Origin of the sequence: Neobacillus drentensis NBRC 102427 (genome assembly GCF_001591445.1) — a bacterium.
Taxonomy (GTDB): Bacteria; Bacillota; Bacilli; order Bacillales; family Cytobacillaceae; genus Neobacillus; species Neobacillus drentensis.
The window spans coordinates 1-24,042 of the sequence record NZ_BCUX01000011.1 but is presented as its reverse complement, the minus strand read 5'-3'; the positions used below and the strand labels follow the sequence as shown (position 1 = coordinate 24,042).

23 protein-coding genes are annotated in these 24,042 nt (G+C 39.7%); 18 read left to right on the top strand and 5 right to left on the bottom strand.

The annotated features are described in order from the left end of the window. Nucleotides 1–348 precede the first annotated feature (348 nt). Together BDR01S_RS06645 and BDR01S_RS06640 are read left to right on the top strand one after the other, a co-directional pair. The gene (locus BDR01S_RS06645) at nt 349–909 is read left to right on the top strand and encodes a class I SAM-dependent methyltransferase (protein ID WP_066255231.1); all 561 of its coding nucleotides are present in this window, start codon (nt 349–351) and stop codon (nt 907–909) included. 69 nt (nt 910–978) lie between these two features. After that, nucleotides 979–1,572, top strand: a complete 594-nt coding sequence (locus BDR01S_RS06640; RefSeq protein WP_066255230.1) for a class I SAM-dependent methyltransferase — start codon at nt 979–981, stop codon at nt 1,570–1,572. Between the two features lie 107 nt (nt 1,573–1,679). Here the strand turns inward: BDR01S_RS06640 and BDR01S_RS06635 are convergent, their stop codons facing one another. Beyond that, nucleotides 1,680–1,973 (bottom strand): hypothetical protein, encoded by a 294-nt coding sequence (locus BDR01S_RS06635; protein WP_066255227.1) that lies wholly within the window; start codon nt 1,971–1,973, stop codon nt 1,680–1,682. A 197-nt stretch (nt 1,974–2,170) separates the two neighbouring features. Between BDR01S_RS06635 and BDR01S_RS06630 the strand changes: the two genes are divergently transcribed. The 8 genes from BDR01S_RS06630 to BDR01S_RS06600 all read left to right on the top strand — a co-directional run bounded on the left by BDR01S_RS06630 (nt 2,171) and on the right by BDR01S_RS06600 (nt 11,051). Continuing rightward, entirely contained in the window at nt 2,171–2,674 is a 504-nt protein-coding gene (locus tag BDR01S_RS06630; protein ID WP_066255226.1) for a hypothetical protein, read from the top strand. A 93-nt stretch (nt 2,675–2,767) separates the two neighbouring features. After that, nucleotides 2,768–3,490: a DUF2161 domain-containing phosphodiesterase gene (locus BDR01S_RS06625; RefSeq protein ID WP_066255223.1), complete on the top strand. Its 723-nt coding sequence runs from the start codon at nt 2,768–2,770 to the stop codon at nt 3,488–3,490. Nucleotides 3,491–3,764: 274 nt separating this feature from the next. Continuing rightward, nucleotides 3,765–3,938 carry a hypothetical protein gene (locus BDR01S_RS25245; protein WP_157406114.1) on the top strand — a complete coding sequence of 58 codons (174 nt, stop codon included), beginning with the start codon at nt 3,765–3,767 and terminating at the stop codon, nt 3,936–3,938. Between the two features lie 246 nt (nt 3,939–4,184). Then, on the top strand, nt 4,185–6,368 hold the full coding sequence (locus BDR01S_RS06620) for a malate synthase G (protein ID WP_066255221.1): 2,184 nt from the start codon (nt 4,185–4,187) through the stop codon (nt 6,366–6,368). Nucleotides 6,369–6,477: 109 nt separating this feature from the next. Next, entirely contained in the window at nt 6,478–7,197 is a 720-nt protein-coding gene (gene deoD, locus BDR01S_RS06615; protein WP_066255218.1) for a purine-nucleoside phosphorylase, read from the top strand. 52 nt (nt 7,198–7,249) lie between these two features. Then, nucleotides 7,250–9,190 carry an FUSC family protein gene (locus BDR01S_RS06610; protein ID WP_066255214.1) on the top strand — a complete coding sequence of 647 codons (1,941 nt, stop codon included), beginning with the start codon at nt 7,250–7,252 and terminating at the stop codon, nt 9,188–9,190. A gap of 98 nt (nt 9,191–9,288) precedes the next feature. Further along, entirely contained in the window at nt 9,289–10,347 is a 1,059-nt protein-coding gene (locus BDR01S_RS06605) for a tartrate dehydrogenase (protein WP_066255212.1), read from the top strand. Between the two features lie 140 nt (nt 10,348–10,487). Next, entirely contained in the window at nt 10,488–11,051 is a 564-nt protein-coding gene (locus BDR01S_RS06600) for a hypothetical protein (protein ID WP_066255207.1), read from the top strand. A 64-nt stretch (nt 11,052–11,115) separates the two neighbouring features. On the opposite strand, the gene BDR01S_RS06595 is transcribed toward BDR01S_RS06600, so the two are convergent. Further along, complete coding sequence (locus BDR01S_RS06595) at nt 11,116–12,711, bottom strand: acetolactate synthase large subunit (protein ID WP_066255205.1); 1,596 nt, start codon at nt 12,709–12,711, stop codon at nt 11,116–11,118. Nucleotides 12,712–12,877: 166 nt separating this feature from the next. Between BDR01S_RS06595 and BDR01S_RS06590 the strand changes: the two genes are divergently transcribed. The 3 genes from BDR01S_RS06590 to BDR01S_RS06580 all read left to right on the top strand — a co-directional run bounded on the left by BDR01S_RS06590 (nt 12,878) and on the right by BDR01S_RS06580 (nt 15,357). After that, a complete protein-coding gene (locus tag BDR01S_RS06590) occupies nt 12,878–13,510 on the top strand; it encodes a hypothetical protein (protein WP_066255202.1) in 633 nt (210 codons plus the stop codon). Between the two features lie 68 nt (nt 13,511–13,578). Beyond that, nucleotides 13,579–14,511: an aldo/keto reductase gene (locus BDR01S_RS06585; RefSeq protein ID WP_066255199.1), complete on the top strand. Its 933-nt coding sequence runs from the start codon at nt 13,579–13,581 to the stop codon at nt 14,509–14,511. 273 nt (nt 14,512–14,784) lie between these two features. Continuing rightward, a complete protein-coding gene (locus BDR01S_RS06580) occupies nt 14,785–15,357 on the top strand; it encodes a DUF2062 domain-containing protein (RefSeq protein ID WP_066255196.1) in 573 nt (190 codons plus the stop codon). On the opposite strand, the gene BDR01S_RS06575 is transcribed toward BDR01S_RS06580, so the two are convergent. Next, nucleotides 15,354–16,190 (bottom strand): SDR family oxidoreductase, encoded by an 837-nt coding sequence (locus BDR01S_RS06575; protein ID WP_066255194.1) that lies wholly within the window; start codon nt 16,188–16,190, stop codon nt 15,354–15,356. The genes BDR01S_RS06580 and BDR01S_RS06575 overlap by 4 nt on opposite strands. Nucleotides 16,191–16,309: 119 nt before the next feature. Next, complete coding sequence (locus BDR01S_RS06570; RefSeq protein ID WP_026567533.1) at nt 16,310–16,504, bottom strand: alpha/beta-type small acid-soluble spore protein; 195 nt, start codon at nt 16,502–16,504, stop codon at nt 16,310–16,312. Nucleotides 16,505–16,810: 306 nt separating this feature from the next. Between BDR01S_RS06570 and BDR01S_RS06565 the strand changes: the two genes are divergently transcribed. Continuing rightward, a complete protein-coding gene (locus tag BDR01S_RS06565; RefSeq protein WP_066255191.1) occupies nt 16,811–17,926 on the top strand; it encodes an NAD(P)/FAD-dependent oxidoreductase in 1,116 nt (371 codons plus the stop codon). A gap of 81 nt (nt 17,927–18,007) precedes the next feature. Here the strand turns inward: BDR01S_RS06565 and BDR01S_RS06560 are convergent, their stop codons facing one another. Continuing rightward, the gene (locus tag BDR01S_RS06560) at nt 18,008–18,703 is read right to left on the bottom strand and encodes a response regulator transcription factor (protein WP_066255189.1); all 696 of its coding nucleotides are present in this window, start codon (nt 18,701–18,703) and stop codon (nt 18,008–18,010) included. A gap of 145 nt (nt 18,704–18,848) precedes the next feature. Between BDR01S_RS06560 and lipP1 the strand changes: the two genes are divergently transcribed. The 4 genes from lipP1 (at nt 18,849) to BDR01S_RS06540 (ending at nt 23,923) form a co-directional block, all read left to right on the top strand. Beyond that, on the top strand, nt 18,849–19,796 hold the full coding sequence (gene lipP1, locus BDR01S_RS06555; RefSeq protein ID WP_066255186.1) for a LipP1 family hormone-sensitive lipase: 948 nt from the start codon (nt 18,849–18,851) through the stop codon (nt 19,794–19,796). 30 nt (nt 19,797–19,826) lie between these two features. Then, on the top strand, nt 19,827–21,473 hold the full coding sequence (locus BDR01S_RS06550; RefSeq protein ID WP_280513217.1) for a flavin-containing monooxygenase: 1,647 nt from the start codon (nt 19,827–19,829) through the stop codon (nt 21,471–21,473). 276 nt (nt 21,474–21,749) lie between these two features. Further along, nucleotides 21,750–22,832, top strand: coding sequence for a sulfate permease (gene cysP, locus BDR01S_RS06545; protein ID WP_066255180.1), 1,083 nt, complete (start codon nt 21,750–21,752; stop codon nt 22,830–22,832). A 170-nt stretch (nt 22,833–23,002) separates the two neighbouring features. Beyond that, nucleotides 23,003–23,923, top strand: a complete 921-nt coding sequence (locus BDR01S_RS06540; protein WP_066255177.1) for a ketopantoate reductase family protein — start codon at nt 23,003–23,005, stop codon at nt 23,921–23,923. The last annotated feature ends 119 nt before the right edge of the window (nt 23,924–24,042 follow it).

Genomic DNA, 24,042 nt, shown 5'->3' with positions numbered 1-24,042 from the left:
ATTTCATCAATAAAAGTAACGAATAGTATCTAATAGTTACCAAAAAGATGCTATTTTATCAATGAAAGTCACGAATAGCACCTAATCGTGACCATGAAAGATCCTTTTCAGTAATGATAGGCACAAATAACATCGAATCGTTACTGTAAGAACTAACAAAAGTGCGACACTCTCATCTGGATTTTGCTCTCCATTGATGTCGTTTGTCAGAATGAAACGCATCACTCATATGCCTAGTTAATAATAAAATGAAATCAAAATAGACATTTCCTCTTGGATGTTGTAGGTTTTAGGTGGAAGTAAAGCATCCATTAATTAATGTAAAAAGTTATTATGAGGAGTTTATAAGTGGACAGTAAAAGTAAATGGAATTCAAAATATAAAGAACGTATGAATAATCTGAAGGAACCTGTACCAAATCCCCGATTAAAAAAACAGTCTGACTATCTTAAAGGAGGAACTGCTCTTGATTTAGCGTGCGGACTCGGGGGGAACAGTTTGTTCCTAGCGCGACTGAACTATCAAGTTCACGCTGTTGATATTTCGGATGTGGCAATTACCTATGTTAGAGATCAGGCAGAAAAGGATCATCTCAAGATTCAAGCCCAGGTATGTGATCTAACAGAATTGAATAATACATTCTGGGTCAATCAAACTTTCGACTTAGTGGTCATTTCCTATTACCTTGACCGTGCGCTTTTTCCGATGATGAAGAACCTGATTAAAGTGGGAGGGTATTTTTTTATGGAAACCTTCTATCAATCAACGAAGGCCGGGAATCAGGGTGTATCAAATCAATATAAACTTAATCCTAAAGAGTTGTTGGGTGAATTTAAAGATTGGGATGTTCTCTTTTTTGAAGAAAATGAACAGGAGGGGGTACAAACAATATTTTGTCAGAAGCGATAGCGTAGTAAAGAGTTTAGTTTAATATAAAAATATTATGTAAACTAAAATGGGATTATGGAGTGGAGAATTTTGAGCCGTTTATTTGCCAATTGGTATGATTTTTTTATGAATCCATTGGAGAAAAAGAAGTTTAAGAAGATTCGGAAGGAGCTTCTTTCCAAGGCAACTGGTAATATCCTAGAATTAGGATCGGGTACAGGAATAAATTTTCCTTTATATGAGGAAGCAGTAACAGTTACTGCAATAGAGCCGAATTTGCACATGATTGAGAGGTCAATATTAAAACAAAAGCAAGCATGTGTCCCAATAGACATCGTTCAGGCAAGTGCAGAAGAACTGCCTTTTGCTGCGGATGCCTTCGATACCGTTATAGCAACACTTGTATTTTGTACGATTCCAAATCCGGAAAAAGCAATCTTAGAAATGAAACGAGTATGTAAATCGGATGGGAAAATTCTTCTTTTTGAGCATGTTAAAATGCAAAACAGATTTCTTTCTTCGCTACAGGACTGGCTTACTCCAGCCTGGAAAAAGATCTGTGATGGTTGCTGTTTAAATAGAAATACCATCGACTTACTAAGGGGTCATAATATCTCGATAATTAATGTCCAAAAGTATTATCGTGATTTATTTGTTTGTGCAGAAGGCGAAAATAAAAAATAGGTGACTAAAAGGCCGATTCTAAAGGTTGTTAAAGGAACAACGCAGAAGCAGCCTTTTGGTTTGCCAAACTTTTTGATTAAACGCTCCAGAGACCAGACTCGAACTAATTAGTCCTTAATTTCAACATTTCCATTTTCATCAATCTCGATAGTAGTATAGCTTTTAAAGACTTCCATGTTGGTGATTTCATGCTGAACTACGCTGGCAAAGCTCTCCATGTAGGGCTTGTACACCTCAGGATCCTTTACGAGATGATAGAAATTTACTCTTCTTCCATCTTTCATATCTGTCATTCTCAATAAAAAGCTATCACCAAATTGCCCCTTAAACCATTCTCTTGCTTCTTCATGACTATTGAATTTAGGCAACTGGTTCGGATCAATTGTATTATCTTGATTCAATGTCTCGTCCACCTCTTTTTGTTATTTAGCCTCTTCTAATATTCCCTATAGTCCTTAAAATTATTGTGGAGTAAAAGTTTAATGAAAAATACAACTGTCTCACCATTTCTATGGTAAATTAAAAGAGTGAAATACTTCAATTACAGGATAAAAAGAAGCACGATTATAGTTGAAACAGATGTATGGAGGAAAGGGTTATGGCAGTTGTAAAATCAGTCACAATCGATGGTGAGAGTATCCATGTTTTTAGAAACGCTATCTACATCTTTGAATCAAGTTCGGGCTTTACCTTAGAATTGGATCTGATTGTCAGTGAGGTTGTAGTAAAGAAATATAAGACGATAGACAACCTAATTGTCGAGATAGAATTAGAAGATGGTAGAATCATCCATTCGATTATGCATGTAAAAATTCTCTCTGGCGGATTGCCACAACTTAATTTATTCAGTGACCTCGATGATGTCCAAGAATACGCTGATTTCGATCGGGTAAGCGAAAATGATTCTTGGTTTCCGAATATCGAAGATGGCATTACAATAGACGAAATAAGAAAAGTCGAAATGCCTAATGAGGATGTTAGTATCAAACTAAATCTGCCAATAAATCAAATAGAATGGCTAAAAAAACAAAAAAAGAAAAGTTTGAATGAAATTTTTCAAAAAATGATTAATGAATATTGGGAAAAACAGGACATTAAGTAATTTTGGGTGATTGTTGCACTTCCGTCTGAAAGTTCCATTCAGATGGTAGGATGATTCGATTCTATAGGGTTTGCATTGGGATGGTGATACCGCATGAAGGAAACAAAAAAGCTCCTAGAGATAGATTTATATAAACCCATTCAGACCTATTTTGTCCGAGAAGGATATGAGGTTTACGGTGAAGTAAAAGACTGTGATATTGTTGCAGTCAAAGATGAGGAGTTAGTTGTCATCGAATTAAAGCTTAACTTAACTGTTGATTTATTGATACAAGCGGCCAAACGGCAGCGGATTACGGATAACGTTTATGTGGCGATTCCGAAACCTAAGCATCGTTTGAATTCGAAACAATGGACGGATAAATTCCATTTAATTCGCAGGCTGGAGCTTGGTTTAATCGTTGTTTCAAGCCCGGGGAAAAGGGGAAGTGCTGAAATTATTTTTGAGCCCACTCCCTTTCAGCGCAGGAAAAACAAACGTAAGCGCGATACTATTCTGAAGGAAATTAATGGCCGTAGTGCGGATTATAATATTGGCGGGAGTAATCGGACGAAAATCATGACGGCATATAAAGAAAATTGTATCCAAATTGCCTGTTATCTTGAAAAATTAGGTCCATTAGCCCCGAGGATGTTAATTCAATTAGGATCAGGAAAAAATACTTCATCGATTCTTACAAAAAACTATTATGGTTGGTTTGAAAGAATCAAACGAGGTACTTATGTGATAACAGAAAAGGGGAAAGAAGAAATTAAGGGATATTCGGAGTTAGTAACTTATTATTTAACTAGCTTAGGTGACGAGAACGATACATAAACATACAAAGGCTGTCCCAAGAATTTACTTGGGGCAGTTTTTTTAATTGGACACTGGGAACTCCGATTGGCGGGTGTGCATAATTATATTTTGAAAGGATGTCATAGCATGCCAAGGCGAAGATAAACAGGGTAGCTAGAAGGGTGCTTGTCCTAAATTCATTCAAATTAAGTTGATTGCTAAATTTGTTCATAAAAATCCTATTTTTATTTTCTCTGCATTTTGTCAAGACTGATAAATAGAGGGCGATTAAAATAAGGAAGGAGACTTATTTATGAATAAACCGTTTGAATACCCGGAAATTTACTATAACGAAGTCATCTATTTTTTAGAAACGAAATGGAAGCGTCGACTAAGTGAACATGAGCGTCATGTACTTATTGAAGGCTATAAATTTGGCAGGATGGTTGAGGCGGAAAATGAAATTAGAATTCTTTCGGCAGAGTAATTTTTTTGATGGGATGAATTCTATTGGCAGCAGATGCTGCCTATATTTTTATAAGATTTTAAATGTAACTTTGCAAACTGCAAGGTTTTTTCTCGTGTTAATTATTGTATAATAAAGGAAGCGCTTTATATTTATAAAAAATGGTGTCATTGACCAACCAATTACGGTATGCAGGTGTAAGAGGTTCGGAGATTAGTAGGTTTTCATGGGTGTAAAAGTTTAAGCTACATAAGGGGGAATTGAAGGATGTCAAACTATGTAAAAATCGGTAATCTTCAAGTAGTGGATGTACTTTATCATTTTATTAACGAGGATGCACTGCCTGGGACTGGCTTAGACCGACAGAAGTTTTGGGCTGATTTCGAGACACTTTTAGACGATTTAACTCCGAAAAATAATACACTGCTAGCTCATAGGGATGATATTCAGCAACAAATCAATGCCTGGCATCGGATAAATAAAACCTTCAACTTTGAAAATTATCAATCATTTTTAAAGGAAATTGGTTATTTAGAACCGGAAGCAGCCCATTTTCAGATTAGCACGGACAATGTTGATGAAGAGGTAGCCTTAAAAGCAGGGCCGCAGCTCGTCGTTCCAGTCGATAATGCCCGTTATGCCCTAAATGCAGCCAATGCACGTTGGGGAAGCCTTTATGATGCGTTATATGGAACGGATGCGATTAGTGAAGACAATGATGCAAAGCGAACAGGCGCCTATAATCCAAAACGTGGGGAAAAAGTCATTGCCTATGGAAGGGAATTTCTTGATCAAGCAGTACCTCTTAAACAATCTTCTCATCAGGATGCTGTCAAATATCAGGTTTTGAATGGAAAATTGGTAGTTTTACTTCGTAACGGCGCTAAGGGAGAACTTGAGGATGGATCCAAATTAATTGGATATCAAGGGAATCCTGAAGAGCCTTCCGCCATTTTGATGAAAAATAACGGGAATTATTTTGAAATTCAAATTGACCGCAGCCATCCAATTGGTAAAACAGATTTGGCGGGCGTTAAAGATATTTTCATAGAGTCGGCCTTGACTACGATTATGGACTGTGAGGATTCCGTTGCCGCTGTGGATGCTGAGGATAAGGTGCTTGTTTATTCCAATTGGCTCGGTTTGATGAAGGGGGACCTGACGGCTGCTTTTACGAAGAATGGAAAGACGATCACGCGAGCTCTCCAGACTGACAGACGATATGCTGCCCCTTCAGGTGGTGAGATTACCTTAAAAGGACGATCTCTCATGTTTATCCGAATTGTCGGACATCTAATGAAGAGTCATGCAATTCTTGATAAGGATGGAAATGAGGTACCTGAAGGGTTAATGGATACAGTTCTAACTAGTTTGATAGCTAAACATTCTCTTCTGGCGAATGGAAAATATCAGAATTCTTCAAAGGGCTCTATTTATATTGTTAAGCCGAAGATGCATGGGTCTAAGGAAGCAGCATTTGCTAACGAAACGTTTAATCGCGTCGAAGATATGCTGGGACTTGAGCGAAATACGCTAAAGATTGGTGTCATGGACGAAGAGCGCCGGACGTCTTTGAATCTGAAGAATTGCATACGTGAGGTTAAGGAACGTATCGTATTCATTAATACAGGTTTCTTGGACCGAACAGGGGATGAGATCCATACGTCTATGGAAATCGGTGCGGTGATTCGCAAAAATGAAATGAAGTTTTCAACTTGGCTCCAAAGCTATGAAAAATCAAATGTGTTTGTCGGGCTTTCCGCTGGTCTAAAAGGTCGTGCCCAGATTGGTAAAGGGATGTGGGCAATGCCTGATCTAATGGCCGAAATGCTTAAGCAAAAAATCGGTCATTTGCAAGCTGGCGGTACAACGGCATGGGTTCCTTCGCCAACGGCTGCTACCCTGCACGCGCTTCATTATCATCAATTAGATGTTACAAAGGTGCAGGAGGAGTTAGCTAAGGATATCCAGGATTTAAGGGATCAAATTTTAACAATCCCTGTAGCCGAAAATACCGACTGGTCGGCGGAGGAAATTCAGCAGGAGCTGGATAACAATGCCCAGGGTATCCTTGGATATGTGGTTCGTTGGGTTGATATGGGTGTTGGATGTTCGAAAGTACCGGATATTAATCATGTGGGCTTGATGGAGGACCGTGCGACGCTAAGGATTTCGAGTCAGCATATCGCCAATTGGCTCCACCATGGGATTTGTACCCGGGAACAAGTATTGGAAACTTTAAAGAGAATGGCGAAAGTGGTCGACCGTCAAAATGAAGGAGATTCGTCTTATCGCCCAATGGCTGTCGATTACGATCAATCTGTTGCCTTTCAAGCAGCGTGCGACTTGGTCTTTAAAGGCTATGATCAGCCCAACGGATACACCGAGCCAATTTTGCATCGCCGCAGAATTGAAGCAAAAGCCAAATGGGGCGTCAAGAACTATAACTAGTGGGGAAAGGCAACTGCATGGAACAGATGTAGTTGCCTTTTTTGATGAATGAAAAGGTCAATATAAGGGAAAATACCTTTGATACATGACTTTTTAAGGAGTGATTAAGATGAGTAACGTTGAACAGAAAGAAACACCGCATATTAAGCCAAATGGGGTAGAAATTGCCGAAACAATTTTATTGCCTGGAGATCCGTTACGGGCAAAGTTTATCGCTGAGACCTATTTAGACAACCCGGTCCAATTTAATTCAGTTCGAAATATGTTTGGATTCACAGGATCTTACCAAGGAAAACAAATATCGGTAATGGGTACAGGCATGGGAATGCCAAGCATGAGTCTCTATTCCTGGGAGCTGATTCATGTTTTTGGAGTAAAAAATTTGATTCGGATCGGAACTTGCGGTGCTATCCAAGACCAGATGAATTTGTATGATATTGTTCTGGCAATGGGAGCATCGACGGACTCCCGCTATGTTCATCAATACAACCTCCCTGGAGAGTATTCCAATATTGCCTCGTTTTCATTGTTGGAAAGAGCAAAAAAAGGAGCAGATGAAAAAGGACTTCCTGTCCATGTCGGAAATGTTCTTTCGAGTGATATTTTTTACAATGCGGACGCTACTGCAATTGAAAAGTGGCGTAAAATGGGGATTCTTTGTGTAGAAATGGAGACTGCGGGACTTTATATGAATGCAGCATATGCCGGGGTTAATGCGTTAACCATTTTAACGGTAAGTGATCATATTTTAAGGAATGAACAAACGTCACCTGAGGAAAGGCAAAATGCTTTCACTCAAATGATGGAAATCGCCTTAGAGCTTGCCTGAACAAGGCGGGAACTCTGCAAGTGAGCTACTACTTTTGGAAAGAAGCGATTGCATGGTTGAAAGCCGTAAATCAGGAGCATCTAACCCTAGAGTCTTAACGATTATGAAACAAGCGATTGCAGTTAATAAGAAACCCTTTCCCTGGCTAAAAGCATTTTGTGCAGGTATTGCAGCAGCTCTTCCTGTTATGATTGGATTATTATTTGGCAACATAGAATATGGGTTGTTAGCCGGGATGGGGGGCTTTACCTATCTTTATGTATTTAATATTCCCTATGCTCTAAGGGCAAAAAAGCTATTATTTGTTATCCTTGGCATATGTTTGGTCACAGTATTAGGTACACTTGCTGCTCCTTACCCGCTGGCTATTGCCCTTTTAATGGGGATCATTGGTGCTGTTGCTTTATTTATTTTTGGAGCCTTACGAATAGCGGGACCCTCCGCCATCTTTTTTGTGTTAGTTTTTGCAATGACAACAGGGATGCCTGCTCAACCAGAGCTTGCCCCGTTACGCGCCGGTCTTGTTTTTCTTGGTGGAACACTTTCGTGGATTATTGCAATGTTTGGCTGGTTCTTCAATCCACATGGCCCGGAAACAGGGGTCGTCCAAAGAGTTTACTTGGAATTGGCAGTGTTTCTTGATTCCGTTGGGACGAAAAAATTTAATGAGTCGCGACATCGCGTTATGTCCGTTTTAAAAGAAGCGGAAGAAACACTGGCTGCGGGTTACATCCCTTGGCGACCAACAGATCTATTTAATCGTTTATTCGTCTTAAAGGATCATGCAAATCAACTATTTTTGTATGTCCTTGAAAATTTTTCAGATAGTCATGCTAAAATCCCCCTAGAATTAGGCAAGACTGTCCGGAAAATGGCTCATTCACTCGACCAGAAGATAAAGGGAGAAAGTTTTTCTGAAAAAATTATTCAGCCTTCCGAGATGGATGAAAAGGTTGCAAAGTTATTTACAATCGTTTATGATGCGGATGCTATTATGAATGAACCAACATCCAAAATAAATCAAACGATTCGAATTTCTAAACCTTCCCTTAAATCGATTTTTATGGGTGCTTTTGATAAAAATTCAATTGTTTTTATTACGGCGATACGTTTCGGTGTTATTACAATCATTGCTGCGATTATTGCCTTTCATTTTGGATTTGTACGTTCCTATTGGGTGCCACTATCCTGTGTCGCTGTTTTATCTGGCTCAACGATTGTTGCCACCTATCATCGGGCGATTCAAAGAGGATTTGGTACCATTTTGGGTATCTTAATTGCTAGTTTGATTCTGGCAATGCACCCTGCTGGCTACATAATTGCTTTTTTTATCTTATTATTAACATTTATCACTGAGCTGTTTATCGTAAAAAATTATGGATTAGCGGCCCTATTCTTTACTCCGAATGCGTTACTTATGGCAGAAAGCACGAGTCAAGCGAAGTTTAGTTTTGCTTATTTTGCCTCAGCCAGATTAATCGATGTCATAATCGGTATAAGTATTGGTCTAATTGGTGTATGGTTAGTAGGGAGACAGTCGGCCTCTAGTCGGCTGCCCCATTTAATCACAAAAACGATTCGAAGTCAGGCACAATTTTTGTTCATCCTCTTTTCTGATCAAGGAGAAGGCTTTATTGCTTCTGAGAGTAGAGAACTTAAGAAAATGCACACGAATATCATTAATTTAATTACGCTATATACAACCGCTTCAGGGGAGATCCCGGTTAATCAAAAAGTAATAGACTACTACTGGCCCGTTATTTTCTCCATTGAAAATTTAGGGTATTTATTAGAAAATTGTTCAAAGATCAGAAAACGTCCAAATCTTTCGGAAGAAACACATTCCCAATTGCTGTATATTTTTGAAATGATGGCCAATGCTACTCTTCGAAAACGTTCGACTTCTGTAAAAAGTGTTCCAGAAATTGCAGATTTCCCAAGCATTCAAAGTGAAATTTTTAGCTTGCAAAAATCGCTACTAAAAGAAGGGTGAGTTTCTACGAAAGTTAAAAAATGGCCTAAAGCATAGTGCGATAGGCTACTTTTTTTAAAAGTTTATCTTAAAAAATGTTAAGTAAAGGTGGTAGAAAGATGAAGAATATAAAAATTGCCTCTATTCCTGGGGATGGAATAGGAAATGAAGTGGTTCCAGCAGCAATTAAAGTGTTGGAGACAATCGCAAATATCCATGGCGGCATGAAGTTTGACTTCACCAATTTTCCGTATGGTTGTGAATATTATTTGGAAAATGGTGCGATGATGGCTGAAGATGGACTAGAAAGACTAAAAGATTTTGACAGCATTTTTCTTGGGGCTGTTGGTAATGCTAAGCTTGTTCCAGATCATGTTTCACTTTGGGGTCTTCTGATTAAAATTAGACGAGAATTTGAACAGGTTATTAATATTAGGCCAGCGAAAGTACTAAAAGGAGTAACATCTCCTTTAATAAATCCAAAGGACTTTGATTTAATAGTCGTTAGAGAAAATAGTGAAGGAGAATATAGTTCAGTTGGCGGAAGAATCTATCAAGGCGAAGACGAATTGGCTATACAAAATAATATTTTCTCGAGAAAAGCAACAGAACGTGCGATGCGCTATGCTTTTGAATTGGCATTAAAACGCAAAAAGCATGTAACGAGTGCTACGAAGTCAAATGGAATCGTCTACTCAATGCCTTTCTGGGATGAGGTTTTTAAAGACGTATCAAAAGATTACACAACTGTGGATACAGATTCACAGCACATTGATGCCTTATCAGCCTTCTTTATTACCCATCCCGAAAAATTCGATGTAATTGTGGCTAGTAATCTTTTTGGCGATATTCTAACTGATTTAGGTGCTGCCATTATGGGAAGTATCGGGGTTGCACCAGCCGCCAATATTAATGTGAATGGAAAATATCCGTCGATGTTTGAACCTGTTCATGGTTCTGCACCTGATATTATCGGAAAAGGCATCGCAAATCCGCTTGGTCAAATTTGGACGGCCAAAATGATGTTGGACCATTTTGGAGAAGAAGAACTCGGAAATTTATTACTAGCTGCAATCGAAAGCGTCACAAGTGCGGGTATTTTAACACCGGACCTTGGAGGAATACATACCACAGAAGAAGTAACAGAAGAGATAATTAGGAAGTTATCAAACTACTAGTTTATTACCATTTCAGAGATTCTTAGAAAAAAATAAGATTTAGGCGTGTCATTTCTAAATTTCATTAACGCATCAGTTCCACCACTTATACCTGGCAAATATATTGTAATGTAGAAAATACGAGGACCGAGGTGGAACTGATGTATTTTTTAATGACAATTTCAGAGAATGTTAAATCCATACATGCGGATTTCAAGAAAAATTCAAAAACCAAACGGCTGGTATTCTGTGCATTATTTGCATGTATTGCAGCAGTTCTCCAAGCTGCAGGTGGTTTTTTACCAGTTTTAGGTTATTTTATCAGCCCCTTTGCGACAGCACCGATTCTTTTCTGTTCCATGCTCTCCCTTCCGCTTGGCGTGATGGCCTATTTCCTTACCAATCTATTGCTGCTAATTCTTCAGCCAGGTGAATTAATTGTCTTCCCCTTTACAACTGGTTTGTTAGGGCTGGGTACTGGTGCCGCTTTCTATTTTTTTAAGAAGAGAATAAGCATCATCGTTACTGGGGCCGCATTTTTAACGATCGGTATAATAATCCTATTAAATGTTTTTAAATTCCCACTCTTGGGACCAACTATTTCGACCTCTTTCTCCTTTTTAACAACAGGTAGTATTTTTTTATTTGCGTGCATTTATAGCTGGATTTGGATTGATATCGTTTTAGTTATTTTTAAAAGGTTAAATAAGGCTTTTACCTGGTAATCCTCCAAATCACTCCTGTGTTAGGAGCAGATCCTATTTTCTTATTCTAGTGGGGATCTTCCAGTCAATTTTGCATGGCAACGTCGATTAAGACGATTTCCTCCACAGACTTCAACGATTCTTTAAGGATGTTTTCGAATTCAAACAGATTGCTCGCTCGCTTTCCTATAATTCCAAAACTACCCGCCAATTGTACAAAATCGGGGTTCTTGAAGGTGACGCCGAAGTTATCGCCAAACTTTTTGTTCATTTGCTGTACCTCAAGTTTTAACATGGAGTCATTTGAAACAATAACGATAAAAGAAAGCCCTAGGCGTTTGGCGGTCTCTAGTTCGGAAAAATTCATAAGGGCACCACCATCACCAGTAATACAAATAACAGGGTCTTTAGGGCAGGCCAATTTTGCACCTATGGCACCAGGTATGGAAATTCCCATTGAAGCGAGACCGTTAGAGATGATTAACCGGTTTGGCATTCTCGGCTGATAGGTCCGCGCGATTGAAACTTTATGGGACCCGACATCAGATATTACAATCGTATTTTCAAGTGTTAGCGTTTCAATGCAATGTAAGATATTCTCAATCGTAAAGGACTGAGAGTGGGTGTTAACTTGGTCCTGATCGATTTGATAAGCGGTCTTTATGTGCTCCTTAAGACCCCCGGAAGGTACCCAGGATTTCGTTGGTAGCTCTAATTGATTAAGGATTTGGAGTGTCTTTTTAATGTTCCCGACCAGTTCAACTTCGATTGGATAATATTCATTGATTTCGGCAGGTAAGGTATCAATATGTAATACCGGAAGTTTCTTTTGATTCCAATCTTTTGGCAGTTTCTCGACAAAGTCGAAGCCAATGACAATCAGTAAATCTGCTTCCGCCATGCCTGGTAAAACTTCATCGTTTTCATTAAATCCAAACGTAAAGAAATTCAACGGATGTTCCTTTGGAAGCACACCTTTTGCCATAAAACTGTGGGTAACCGGAGATTGAATGGTATCGATAAATGTCAGCACCTCTGGAACTGCGTCCTGCCTAATGATACCGTTTCCGATGATAATAAATGGTTTCAGGTGTCTTTTTATAAGATTGGTTGCTGCTTCGAGTGCCTCATTAACTGGGACACTTTCAGGCATAGATTTTACCGGTAAAGGCTTTCCAGGAATCATTTGAGCAGCAAAGTTCTCGGGTAAAGTAATAGCGACCGCACCAGGCTTCTCCATTTTTGCCACTCTGAAAGCTTTCCGAATAATAGCAGGGACAGTCTCGGAATCTTTGATTTGAGTGCTCCATTTTGTGGTTGGCTCAAACATTTTTGTAATATCTATATATTGATGTGATTCGGGATGATGACGTTCCACACCTGCTTGACCAATTAATGCCACCACTGGTGAATGATCGAGCTGGGCACTGGCAATTCCAGTTAACAAATTGGTAGCTCCAGGGCCAAGTGTTGATAAACAGACGCCAACCTTTTTTGCCAATCTACCATAAACATCGGCCATAAAAGCAGCCCCTTGCTCGTGCCTGACATTCACATATTGAATTTGTGATGATTTGGATAGCGAATCAGCCAGATCAAGTGTTTCCTTCCCGACAATTCCAAACACGTATTCCACACCTTCGTTTTCTAAACAATGAACAAGTACATCGGTTACCTTCATCTTTTCCTCCTTTAACGCCTTCGTTATTTTTCTATGGTTGCCGCTGAAAGGATTTTTCAACCTTCCACTAAAAGGAGAAGATTGGAAAAATGCCAAGACGTGTAATCCAAGTAGTGTTACAATAAAAAGAAAATAATGGAAAAAGTGAGAAAAAGGGTGAAAATTAATGAATGAAAACCAACAATTTGTGTGGTATGCAAGTTATGGTTCCAATATTAATGCCGACCGATTCCTATGTTATATAAAAGGCGGTCAACCTGAGGGTTCCTCCCAAGTTGAGATAGGCTGTAAGGATGCTACTCTTCCAGTGGATGAGTCAACTTTTACAATAGACCGGCCACTTTACTTTGCTAAAGAAGCAGCCAGATGGGAAGCCCAAGGAGTAGCCTTTATCGGTTTGCACGAAGACAAAGAAAACAGGACCTACAGCAAAAAATATCTAATTACGGTCGAGCAGTTTTTAGATGTTGTTAAACAGGAGAATAATGGTATTGATTTTGAAATTGATTTAAAAGAGGTCAATCGGAAAGGTTCAAAAGTATTCCAACGCTATTCTTGGTATGGGAATATATTATTTTTAGGAGAAGAAGGGGGCTTTCCAATATATACATTTACAGCCCCATGGGATATCAATGATGTAGAATGGAACAAGCCTTCCCATGCCTATTTAAAAACAATTATAAAGGGATTAAGTAAAGACTACCTTGATGATGAAATCTTCACTTATCTTCAAAACAAACCGGGGATTAAAGATCGATACACTGATTCTGAATTGGCTCTTTTGCTTAAAGAAGAGTAGAGCATTAACTTTGTTTTATCATTCAACCATTTGATATCATTGATGTAGAAAAAGGAGATGAATGGAAAATGGAAAAACGTACTCGAATCGGAAAAACTGATTTATTTGTGCATCCGATTGGTTTAGGAACCAATGCTGTTGGCGGACATAATCTCTTTCCAAACCTTGATGAAGAAGCGGGAAGGGAATTAGTACGATCAGGACTTGCTAATGGGATCAATTTTTTAGATACAGCCTATGTCTATGGTCTGGGACGATCTGAAGAAATCATTGGGGAAGTTGTTAAAGAACGTGGAAATCGTTCAGATGTTATCATCGCTTCAAAAGCAGCGCATAAATTGATTGGCAATGAAATGGTCCTAGATAATTCACCTGCTTTTTTAAGACAAGCAGTCGAAGAGAGTTTAACTCGTCTTCAAACCGACTACATAGATTTATTTTATATTCATTTTCCTGACAAAAATACCCCAAAGTCCGAAGCAGTTGGGACATTAAAACAATTGAAGGATGAAGGGAAAATTAGAGCCATCGGAGTATCTAATTTTTCGATTGATCAATTAAAGGAAGCTAATGTTGATGGTTATGTTGATGTATTTCAAGGTGAGTACAACTTATTAAGCCGCGGAGCTGAGAAAGAATTATTTCCGTACGCTATCGAAAAGCAGATTTCATTTGTCCCATTTTATCCGCTTGCTTCTGGGTTTTTAACGGGTAAATATACTAAAGAATCGCACCTTAGTGAAAAGAATCGGAATAGACCACAATTCCAAGAAGGTGTCTTTGAACATAACTTAGAAAAAATTGAACAGGTTCGCAGCATTGCGTTGGCAAAGGGTGCGGAAGTGGCTCAAGTTGTCCTTGCTTGGTATTTATCACGAAAATCTATTGACGTAATCATTCCAGGTGCAAAGCGGGCAGAGCAGGTGCTCGATAATCTTAAAACATTAACCGTTCATTTGACTGCAAATGAGATCGATGCTATCGATCGGATTTTCCAATAATATTTGGCCGTGAAGGGTGATTTTTCCCACCTTTTCACGGCTTATTTTTATTAAATAAGGAATAATAAGAATCATTCAAATTTTAAAAGGAAGTCCCATCGGACAGGAGGAAAATTTACCCTTGGTAAATTGTAAATTCGCTTACAGTTCACAATTTAAATCATAATTAAGATGTTTTTAGTGTTATGATAATGGTAATAGTAATATTGAACCGAAGCCTTGATTTACTTGGAATCAGGTTGATGAAAATCTGTTGAAAAAGGAAGTATTCCAATGAACTTAAAACATAGAAAACACAATACTTTTCAACGAATTGGACGAGCTTTTAAACTGAACTTTATCAAACTGTTGCGTTCTCCAGGTGGAGCCAAAAAAGTATCGTTGGGATTCGCAATTGGCTTTGGTTTAGAGATGGTGGTACTTTCTTCGGCATCCCTTATTTATATTGTGTTTTTACCAATGGTACGAATGTCTAAAGGTTCCTTGCCTGCTGCAATCATCGGAAATGTCATTGGAAAACTTTCCTTTCTTCCAGTTCTCCTCTTACCTTTAGCAAAGAAAATCGGTAAAATCATTTATCCATTTAATGGACAAATCGGGCATAAGACACCATTTTCGGTTGAGGGACTACTGCAGGGTGATTTTCATGGCATTGTCAGCCTCCTTCATGGAGGAGTCCATGTGTTAATTGGAATGACTATATTCGGAATTATCCTTGGCGTCCTTTCTTTCTTCCTTGTTCATTATTTCTACGAAAAAGAAAAAGAGAAAAGACTTACAAGAATTCGTGATAAACAAGCTTCTCGAAAAAATACGCTTGTTATCATTGATGCCGGTAACAATTAAGGTTTTAGCTTTTTAATGATGATGGATTCTAAAAGCTTCCAGGGCAGAAAACTTTTAAGTGTCAGCATATTCTTTACACCAGCCCCGATTGGATACCTAAGTTCGGGTGTTTTTGGTTGCGAAGCAATTCGTGCAGCCAGTTTGGCAACTTCAATTGGATTGCCATGTCCAGCTTTGCCACCTTCAAGTTCTTTTAGAATGTTTTCCATATAGGATGAGTATGGAGACTCACCATTGACCTCCATTCCATCAACGCTGGCCCAAATATTGGTTTGATAGGAGCCAGGTTCAATTAAGGAAACATCAATCCCAAAGGGTTTGAGCTCCAATCGTAAACTTTCGCTATATCCCTCAAGAGCGTATTTGGATGCAACATAGGCAGATAAACCGGGGAATCCAAATCTTCCGCTGATACTGCTCATATTGATAATCCTGCCTTGTTTCTTTGCCCGCATTGATGGCAGGACTGCTTGGGTGATAGCAATCAACCCGAAAAAGTTAGTTTCAAATTGACTTCGATAAGCCTCTACTGATAGCTCTTCGCTAAAACCTCCCAGTGCAAAGCCTGCATTGTTTACCAACACATCTATAGCGGGATATTCCGCCAACAAGGTTTGAAAAAGACGAATGGAATCCTGTGACGTCACATCAAGCGGCACGACATGGATGAAATCTTCTACCTGTTTCTCTTTTGCAAGCTCTAATAACGGCTTTGCTCTGTTTACCTCTCTCATCGTTGCAATAACTGTAAATCCTTTCAATGCCAGTTCAATCGCAGTTAACATGCCAAATCCGCTCGAAGATCCTGTAACAATTGCTGTTTTTGACTTCATGTGTGCCTCCTTCACTGCCCTTTTCTCTATTTAAACTTAAAATAAAGGTGTTTGTATACACTAAAGAGAAAAAGGCTGTCCCAAAATACTTTGGGACAGCCTCTGACTGAAATCACCGGTTATTGATTTTGATGATTTCTGAGGGTTTGTTCAGCATAAGCAACTAGACGTTTGGTCATTTCGCCCCCGACTGAACCATTTGCTCGTGCGGTCGTATCAGCACCAAGTTGAACTCCAAACTCGTTGGCAATCTCTTCTTTCATTTGATCTAAAGCATTATCTGCTCCAGGAACCAATAGTTTGTTTCTAGCCATGATACATCACTCCCGACGAAGTTTTTTGAGCAATAAAAATTGCTCATTGATAATTTACCCGTTTTTGGTTCATTTCATTATCATCGGGGATATTATTCTTGATGGTTGGTTAAACATTATATAGAAAAGTGAGTGATGTTGGATATGATTGAATTCCCAAAAAATCTATATTGTGATAAGTGTGGCAAAGAAACAGAACACATGGTACGTGAAGATGCTTTAGAGATAGAATATATTTGTACCGAATGCAAGAATGAACAAGAAATTATCAAATCCTTTTTTTAAAAATAATGAAATAGGTGTTTTATGCAAAAAATAATCGTAATCGGAGCAGGAATTCTAGGTGCTTCAACCGCTTATCACCTTGCCAAATTTGGTGCTGAGGTAATATTAGTTGATCGTATGGATCCCGGACAGGCAACGGATGCTGCGGCAGGGATTGTTTGTCCATGGCTCTCACAGCGGCGCAACAAAGCTTGGTATCAGTTAGCTAAAGGCGGTGCTCGTTACTACACGGAATTAATTGCTCAATTAGAAGCTGATGGCGAAAAAGATACTGGCTATCAACGGGTTGGGGCCATCAGTCTTCATACAGAACAGAATAAACTCGAACAAATGGCGGAAAGAGCGAGAAAACGGCACGAGGATGCCCCGGAAATTGGTGAGATTGCAATTCTATCACCATCTGAAACCAAACAGCTTTTTCCTCCGTTATCTGAGGTATATGGGTCTGTTTATGTTAGTGGAGGAGCACGGGTAAATGGAAGGGCATTGCGAGAGTCATTAATTCGCGCCTCCATCAAGTACAGTGTTACATTCAGGAAAGGGGACGCGTCACTCGTCATGGAGGGAAACAAAGTAATTGGCATGAAGATTGATGATTCAACCTTTTTTGCAGATTTGGTCATTGTGACCGCAGGGGCATGGTCTAAAGAGCTTTTACAACCATTAGGTGTTGAGTTTTTAGTCAAACCTCAAAAAGCGCAAATCATTCATCTGGAATTACCTGAAACGGATACAAGCCGGTGGCCGGTGGTGATTCCGCCTCAAAATCATTACATTCTGACCTTTGAAAATGGCCGCGTCGTCGTGGGTTCGACCCATGAAAATGACGCTGGATTTGACACTAGAGTAACCGCAGGTGGAATCCATGAAATATTATGCAAAGCACTTGATGTAGCACCTGGTTTATCAACATGTAAATTACTTGAAACAAGAGTTGGCTTTCGGCCGTATACCCCAGGTTTTTTGCCTGTGATTGGGGCGTTGCCGCAATTCGAAGGAATCTATGTAGCCAATGGTTTAGGGGCATCAGGGTTAACGAGTGGGCCTTATCTTGGTAGGGAACTGGCAAAACATGTAATAGGAAGGCAAACAGAAATAGATCTGAGCAGTTATAATGTGGCAGGTGCACTTTTATAAGAGGTAAAGAACAAGATAAGCACCCAAAATGGGTGCTAATTGCTCCGAGGATATATAAAGAAATAAAGCGCTTTCACAAAACTACGTAATAATTCCTCTCCGGAAAAGTTCGCCAATCGCATGGGAGCGATTCTGGACGCCGAGCTTTTTAATAGCCGTTTTCACATATTGTTTCACCGTTAATTCACTAATTTGCATTGAATCTGCCATTTCCTTTATGCTTTCCCCCCAAGCAATTCTTCTCATTACTTCTAGTTCCCGCTTACTTAAATTTTGTGGGTCCTCCACATTATCGAATTTCTCAAAAAACATTCCAACTTCTTTGCCATAAAGGGTTAATGAGGAAAGCAGTTTTTCATCAATCGCAACCTCTCTCACAAACTCATTGGAGCAAATATATCCAATAATAACCGACCGGTAACAAATAGGAACAACGACAAGTGAATTTACACCCGAAGAAGTTATGTATTTACTACTTGTTTGCTTTAGATACTCAATGCCTGAACAATACTTCGCTTTCTTTTCATTAATCGCTGAAGAAATGATCGGCAGTGAGCGGATATCATCCCGGATATCCCCAATATGTACCATTCCTGCAGGTGATAATGAGATGATTCCCTCACCAAGAAACCCTAAAGGAGAATATCTAAATAAATAAGCATTCGTAACGGGATAGAAGTCCATGAAAACATCCAGAATTTTATATAATCTTTCTTCATGGCATGTTGCTTCCTCTAAATTTTGTATTCTATGCTGTAAAGTATACTGAGATGTCATATTATCATCTCCTTTATAGGGATATAGCACGTCTAAAATTGGGAATATTCAAATTATACAAAAAATTGTAATCTTAAGATAGACTTTTAGGAAAATCTTTTCATTAAAAGTTATAAAATTCCCAATTAGGAAAGGAAGATGTTTTTTGGCCAATTTAGACCCGCAAGCAAAAGCTTATTTAGAAATGTTCAGCCAGATGCCATTAATCCAATCATTAGACGCACAAACAGTAAGAGAAATGTTTGCATTAGCCCCTCCTGTAGAGGTAGAGCTGGCATCGCTTGCGAAGGTGGAGGACAGATTGATTCCTGTCGCCGATGATGCCGAGATAAAGGTGAGAATTTATACACCGGAGGGTCAAGGACCATTTCCTTTGTTTGTCTATTACCATGGCGGCGGCTGGGTAATTGGGGATCTTGAGACGGCAGATCCAAGCTGCAGAATGATTGCTAATCGAACAGGAAGAGTAGTGGTCTCTATTGATTATAGACTTTCACCTGAATATAAGTTCCCAATCCCTGTTGAGGATTCCTACGCGGCATTAAAGTGGGTAAGTGAAAATGCTGCGGCAATAAATGGAAACGCTTCCAATTTGGCGGTTGGCGGTGACAGTGCGGGTGGAAATCTATCCGCCGTCGTATCGATAATCGCAAAGGAACAAAATGGACCTGACATCGCATCCCAGGTTCTCATTTATCCCGTAACGGCCCTGGGATATGACACTAAATCATATGAAGAGTTTCAACAAGGGTTTGGCCTTGATAGAGATTTAATGAAATGGTTTGGCAATTATTATATTAATAATGATGAGGATTCAAAGAATAAGTATGTAGCGCCATTATTAGCAGAGGATTTAAGTAATCTACCACCAGCCTGCGTTATTACCGCAGAAAATGATGTTCTGAGAGATGAGGGTTTAGCTTATGCGGGGCGTCTTAAAGAAGCAGGGGTCAGGGTTGAAACGATAATCGAATCAGGTTTAGTTCATGGTTATTTTACAAATATGGCAGTATTTCCAGAGCGGATCAAGGCATCAATTTCTAGATTCGCTAAGTTTTTAAGTGAGGTTGACCAAAAGGTCGGCAGGGTTTAACAATTATTTTAGATGCGGGAGGTAGGGATATTGTTGAAATCTACTAAACAGTCAAATCAGGTTGCCAACTACGACGCTATTGTTATTGGGGCAGGTTTTTCAGGGTTGTATACCCTCCATCGTCTTCGGGAGGCTGGTTTCTCTGTCCGTGTTTTCGAGGCGGGAGAAGGCGTCGGGGGTACATGGTATTGGAATCGTTATCCCGGAGCACGCTGCGACTCGGAAAGCATCTATTATAATTACACTTTTTCAGAAGAACTCTATAAGGAATGGACCTGGACTTCTCGATATCCTGAGCAACCAGAGATACTAAGTTACCTAAATTTCGTGGCAACAAAGTTTGATCTACGTCGTGACATCCAGTTTAAGACTCGGGTTACAGCTGCACATTATAATGAAGAGAATAATAAATGGCATGTCTATTTAAACGATGGGACGAGTGTATCAGCGAAGTACTTCATCACAGGAGTTGGCTGTCTTTCTGCTTCCAACGTACCAAACTTTAAAGGAATTAATCATTTCAAGGGCGAGTGGTTCCACACGGGGCACTGGCCACACGAAAAGGTTGATTTCAAGGGAAAGCGGGTCGGGATTATTGGGACTGGTTCGACTGGCGTGCAAGCCATTCCAGTCATAGCGCAAGAGGCCGAGCACTTAACCGTTTTCCAACGAACCCCACAGTATTGCGCGCCGGCGAGAAATCATCCGTACGACCCGGAGTATATCCGGCAGGCTAAAGAAAATTTCAGCGAGATTAAACGTCAAATGCGTGAATCCCAAGGCGGCCAGCCAGTGATACCACCAACTAAGTCAGCACTGGAGGTTTCACCGCAGGAGCGCAAGCGGGTATATGAAGAAGCATGGGAGAAAGGTGGATTAGGACTTTTCACCGCCTATTATGACGTGACGATCAATGAAGCAGCTAATGAAACGGTTGCTGAATTTGTCCGCACCAAAATCCGTGAAATTGTAAAAGACCCTAAGGTGTCCCAAAATCTTTTACCAAGCTATTTTTATGGCACTAAACGGCCAATCATTGACACTAACTATTATGAAACGTATAACCGAGAAAACGTCACTTTGGTCGATGTGAAGAAGGCAGCTATTGAGGAGATTACTCCACAAGGGCTCCGGACCACGGAGGCGGAGTATGACCTGGACACGATTGTTTTTGCGACTGGATATGATGGCATGACGGGACCGTTACTTAAGATCGATATTCGTGGTAAAGACGGAGTGTCATTGAAGGAAAAATGGGCAGGGGGAGCACAGACCAGGACTTACCTTGGCATCGCCAACGCTGGCTTTCCAAACATGTTCATGATTACTGGTCCCGAAAGTCCTTCTGTCCTTAGTAACATGCCTGTCTCGATTGAGCAGCATGTAGAATGGATTTCTGATTGTATCGAGTATATGCGTGAACATGGACTTGAAACAATTGAGGCGAATGTAGAGGCGGAAGAAGCTTGGAGTAAGCATTGCAGAGAAGTAGCTGAATCGACGCTCTTTACGAAAACGGATTCATGGTATACTGGTGCGAATATCCCAGGTAAGCCACGCGGATTCTTAATTTATTTAGGCGGAGTCGGTGCTTATCGCCAAAAGTGTACTGAAATCGCAGAAAATGGGTACGAAGGATTTGCATTAATGACCTCTCCTAAGACAGTATCACTTTAATCGATTGAGCTAGAAAAAAATAAACTTCGAAAAAAAGAGTCTTCGGACTCTTTTTTTATGTCTTAAAAATAAGCCGAGGCGAATTTATGAACCATTTGAAAATAATTTTTAGAAAATTCAAAGACATTTGAAATAATTGATTGATTATTCGCAACTGGAAATGTATAATAAACAACATACTAAATTATTCCTACCTGAATAGTATGAATTAAGGGCTGAAACATTGGATGAGTGTTTACCAGCTTAATAGAGAGGTTACATAAGGAGAGATTATATATGGTTTGGACGTCTATTGCTTTTATCATTGCTTTCTTCTTCGCCATGAATATTGGAGCAAGTGGGACGGCAGCATCGATGGGATCGGCCTATGGTGCAGATGCAATTAAGAGTAAGCGCTTGGCAATGGTGTTAGTGGCCTTGGCAGCTTTCCTAGGGGCTGTAATTGGTGGTGGAGAGGTTGTGAAAACTATTGGCGAGGGGATTATTCCTTCCAATCTCCTAACTATAAAATTAGTCGTCCTGATCCTTGCCGGAGCTACATTGACATTGTTTATTGCAAATATATTAGGAATTCCCTTATCGACAAGTGAGGTTACTGTTGGATCGATTGTTGGAGCAGGGATTGCTTTTAAAAGTTTGTACCTAAATAATCTGTTGGTGATTGTTTTATTTTGGGTGTTAGTTCCGATTGTCTCTTTTTTCATTACTTTTTTCCTTGGAAAAATAATTTCTAGGGCTGAGAAACGATGGGTTGCTTTGACGAAGAATGGGAAATGGAAAAAGTGGCTGGCCGTATTACTTGTCGTGGGGGGCTGTTTAGAAGCTTTTTCGGCTGGGATGAATAATGTTGCAAACGCCGTTGGTCCGCTAGTTGGTGCCGGGATGATTTCCACGACGAAAGGAATCTGGATTGGCGGTTTATTCGTTTCAATTGGTGCCATTTTATTAGGGGGCAGGGTGCTTGAAACGAATGGTAAGAAAATTACCAAGTTGTCCTTACTTGAAGGAAGCGCAGTTTCCTTTACGGGCGGAACCCTCGTAATTGTCGCATCCCTGTTTGGTTTGCCAATTCCGCTGACCCAAGTAACGACCTGTGGAATTTTAGGTGTGGGTGCCTCACAAAAAGGGTTTGGCATTTGGCAAAAATCGGTGATTCAAAGAATTCTAAAAGTTTGGCTAATTTCTCCCTTAGCTTCGCTTGTTATTTCTTATATTCTCATCAATCTCTTAGTGGAAATTAATATTTATAATATTATTATCATTGTTAGTACATTGATTGCAACAGTAGGAGCGTTAAGCCTTTCAGCAACCATCCGCAAGGAAAACAGTACCATCCATGATGATGGTGGTGGAATATAATATCACGATTTTGAGCATGTTTAAAACTCTGTTGGAAAACTATCAACAGAGTTTTTATATTTTATTATGAACACACTAGTAGTAAAATTGTTTTTGAGCAGGTTTACATAGTAAAAATTGTAAGAAAACCAACAAAATTTTTGCATCTTCAAAAAGAAAGGATAGATATCGTGAGGGAGATAAAAAAGGTAACTATTATTGGTTTAGGGGCATTAGGAATTCTTTATGGCCATCATTTATCAAAGAAAATGCCAAAAGCAGATTTAAGAATCATTGCGGACCGGGAACGAATAACTAAATATGAAAAAGAACATGTCTATTGTAATGGTGAACTATGCAGTTTCACTTATCTGGCACCTGATGAACCATGTGAGCCAGCTGATTTACTCATTTTTACGGTGAAATACAACGGATTAAAGGATGCCATTCAAGCTGTAAAGATCCATGTTGGTGAACAGACCATTATTTTATCTGCCTTAAATGGGATTTCTAGCGAGAGTGTCATAGGACAGGTTTATGGTGAAGAGAAAATTTTATATTGTGTTGCCCAAGGAATGGATGCCGTTAAAGAGGGGAATCAACTCACATATGACCATATGGGAATCCTCTGTTTTGGAGAACAAGAACCAGACTTGATTTCAGACAAGGTAAAAGGTGTAGCGGAATTTTTTGATAAAGTCGAACTTCCCTATGAGATCGATACGAATATGGTGAAACGACAATGGGGGAAGTTTATGTTAAATGTAGGGGTCAATCAAACCGTAGCTGTTTATGAGAGCACTTATGGAGAGGTACAACAGGATGGGAAAGCTAGAGACATGATGATTGGAGCGATGAGAGAGGTCATCGAGCTATCTGAAAAAGCAGGGGTCCATCTTACAGAAGCAGATCTAGACTATTGGTTAAGTGTATTGGCCACCTTAAGTCCAGACGGAAAACCCTCGATGGCTCAAGATGTCGAGGCCAGACGCCCCAGTGAAGTGGAATTGTTTGCCGGAACTGTTTTACACCTAGCTAATCAATACGGTATAGCAACACCCGTAAATCAGGACCTCTATGAGCGGATTCAATTGATCGAAAGTCAATACTAAGAAATGCGCAAGCGCCCTGTTCAGCGGCGTATGGCCTGGAGCACTCCAACTGAGATAAAGGAAATACGAAGAGCCAGAGGCGATTCGATGTTGACTTATCGTAGGGCGGAGTGCGAAGG

Excerpts from the sequence above, each read along its gene's own strand:
- BDR01S_RS06630 (WP_066255226.1), top strand. The coding sequence starts at position 2,171 with ATGGCAGTTGTAAAATCAGTCACAATCGATGGTGAGAGTATCCATGTT.
- BDR01S_RS06625 (WP_066255223.1), top strand. The coding sequence starts at position 2,768 with ATGAAGGAAACAAAAAAGCTCCTAGAGATAGATTTATATAAACCCATT.
- BDR01S_RS25245 (WP_157406114.1), top strand. The coding sequence starts at position 3,765 with ATGAATAAACCGTTTGAATACCCGGAAATTTACTATAACGAAGTCATC.
- BDR01S_RS06620 (WP_066255221.1), top strand. The coding sequence starts at position 4,185 with ATGTCAAACTATGTAAAAATCGGTAATCTTCAAGTAGTGGATGTACTT.
- deoD (WP_066255218.1), top strand. The coding sequence starts at position 6,478 with ATGAGTAACGTTGAACAGAAAGAAACACCGCATATTAAGCCAAATGGG.
- BDR01S_RS06610 (WP_066255214.1), top strand. The coding sequence starts at position 7,250 with ATGGTTGAAAGCCGTAAATCAGGAGCATCTAACCCTAGAGTCTTAACG.
- BDR01S_RS06605 (WP_066255212.1), top strand. The coding sequence starts at position 9,289 with ATGAAGAATATAAAAATTGCCTCTATTCCTGGGGATGGAATAGGAAAT.
- BDR01S_RS06600 (WP_066255207.1), top strand. The coding sequence starts at position 10,488 with ATGTATTTTTTAATGACAATTTCAGAGAATGTTAAATCCATACATGCG.
- BDR01S_RS06595 (WP_066255205.1), bottom strand. The coding sequence starts at position 12,711 with ATGAAGGTAACCGATGTACTTGTTCATTGTTTAGAAAACGAAGGTGTG.
- BDR01S_RS06590 (WP_066255202.1), top strand. The coding sequence starts at position 12,878 with ATGAATGAAAACCAACAATTTGTGTGGTATGCAAGTTATGGTTCCAAT.
- BDR01S_RS06585 (WP_066255199.1), top strand. The coding sequence starts at position 13,579 with ATGGAAAAACGTACTCGAATCGGAAAAACTGATTTATTTGTGCATCCG.
- BDR01S_RS06580 (WP_066255196.1), top strand. The coding sequence starts at position 14,785 with ATGAACTTAAAACATAGAAAACACAATACTTTTCAACGAATTGGACGA.
- BDR01S_RS06575 (WP_066255194.1), bottom strand. The coding sequence starts at position 16,190 with ATGAAGTCAAAAACAGCAATTGTTACAGGATCTTCGAGCGGATTTGGC.
- BDR01S_RS06570 (WP_026567533.1), bottom strand. The coding sequence starts at position 16,504 with ATGGCTAGAAACAAACTATTGGTTCCTGGAGCAGATAATGCTTTAGAT.
- BDR01S_RS06565 (WP_066255191.1), top strand. The coding sequence starts at position 16,811 with ATGCAAAAAATAATCGTAATCGGAGCAGGAATTCTAGGTGCTTCAACC.
- BDR01S_RS06560 (WP_066255189.1), bottom strand. The coding sequence starts at position 18,703 with ATGACATCTCAGTATACTTTACAGCATAGAATACAAAATTTAGAGGAA.
- cysP (WP_066255180.1), top strand. The coding sequence starts at position 21,750 with ATGGTTTGGACGTCTATTGCTTTTATCATTGCTTTCTTCTTCGCCATG.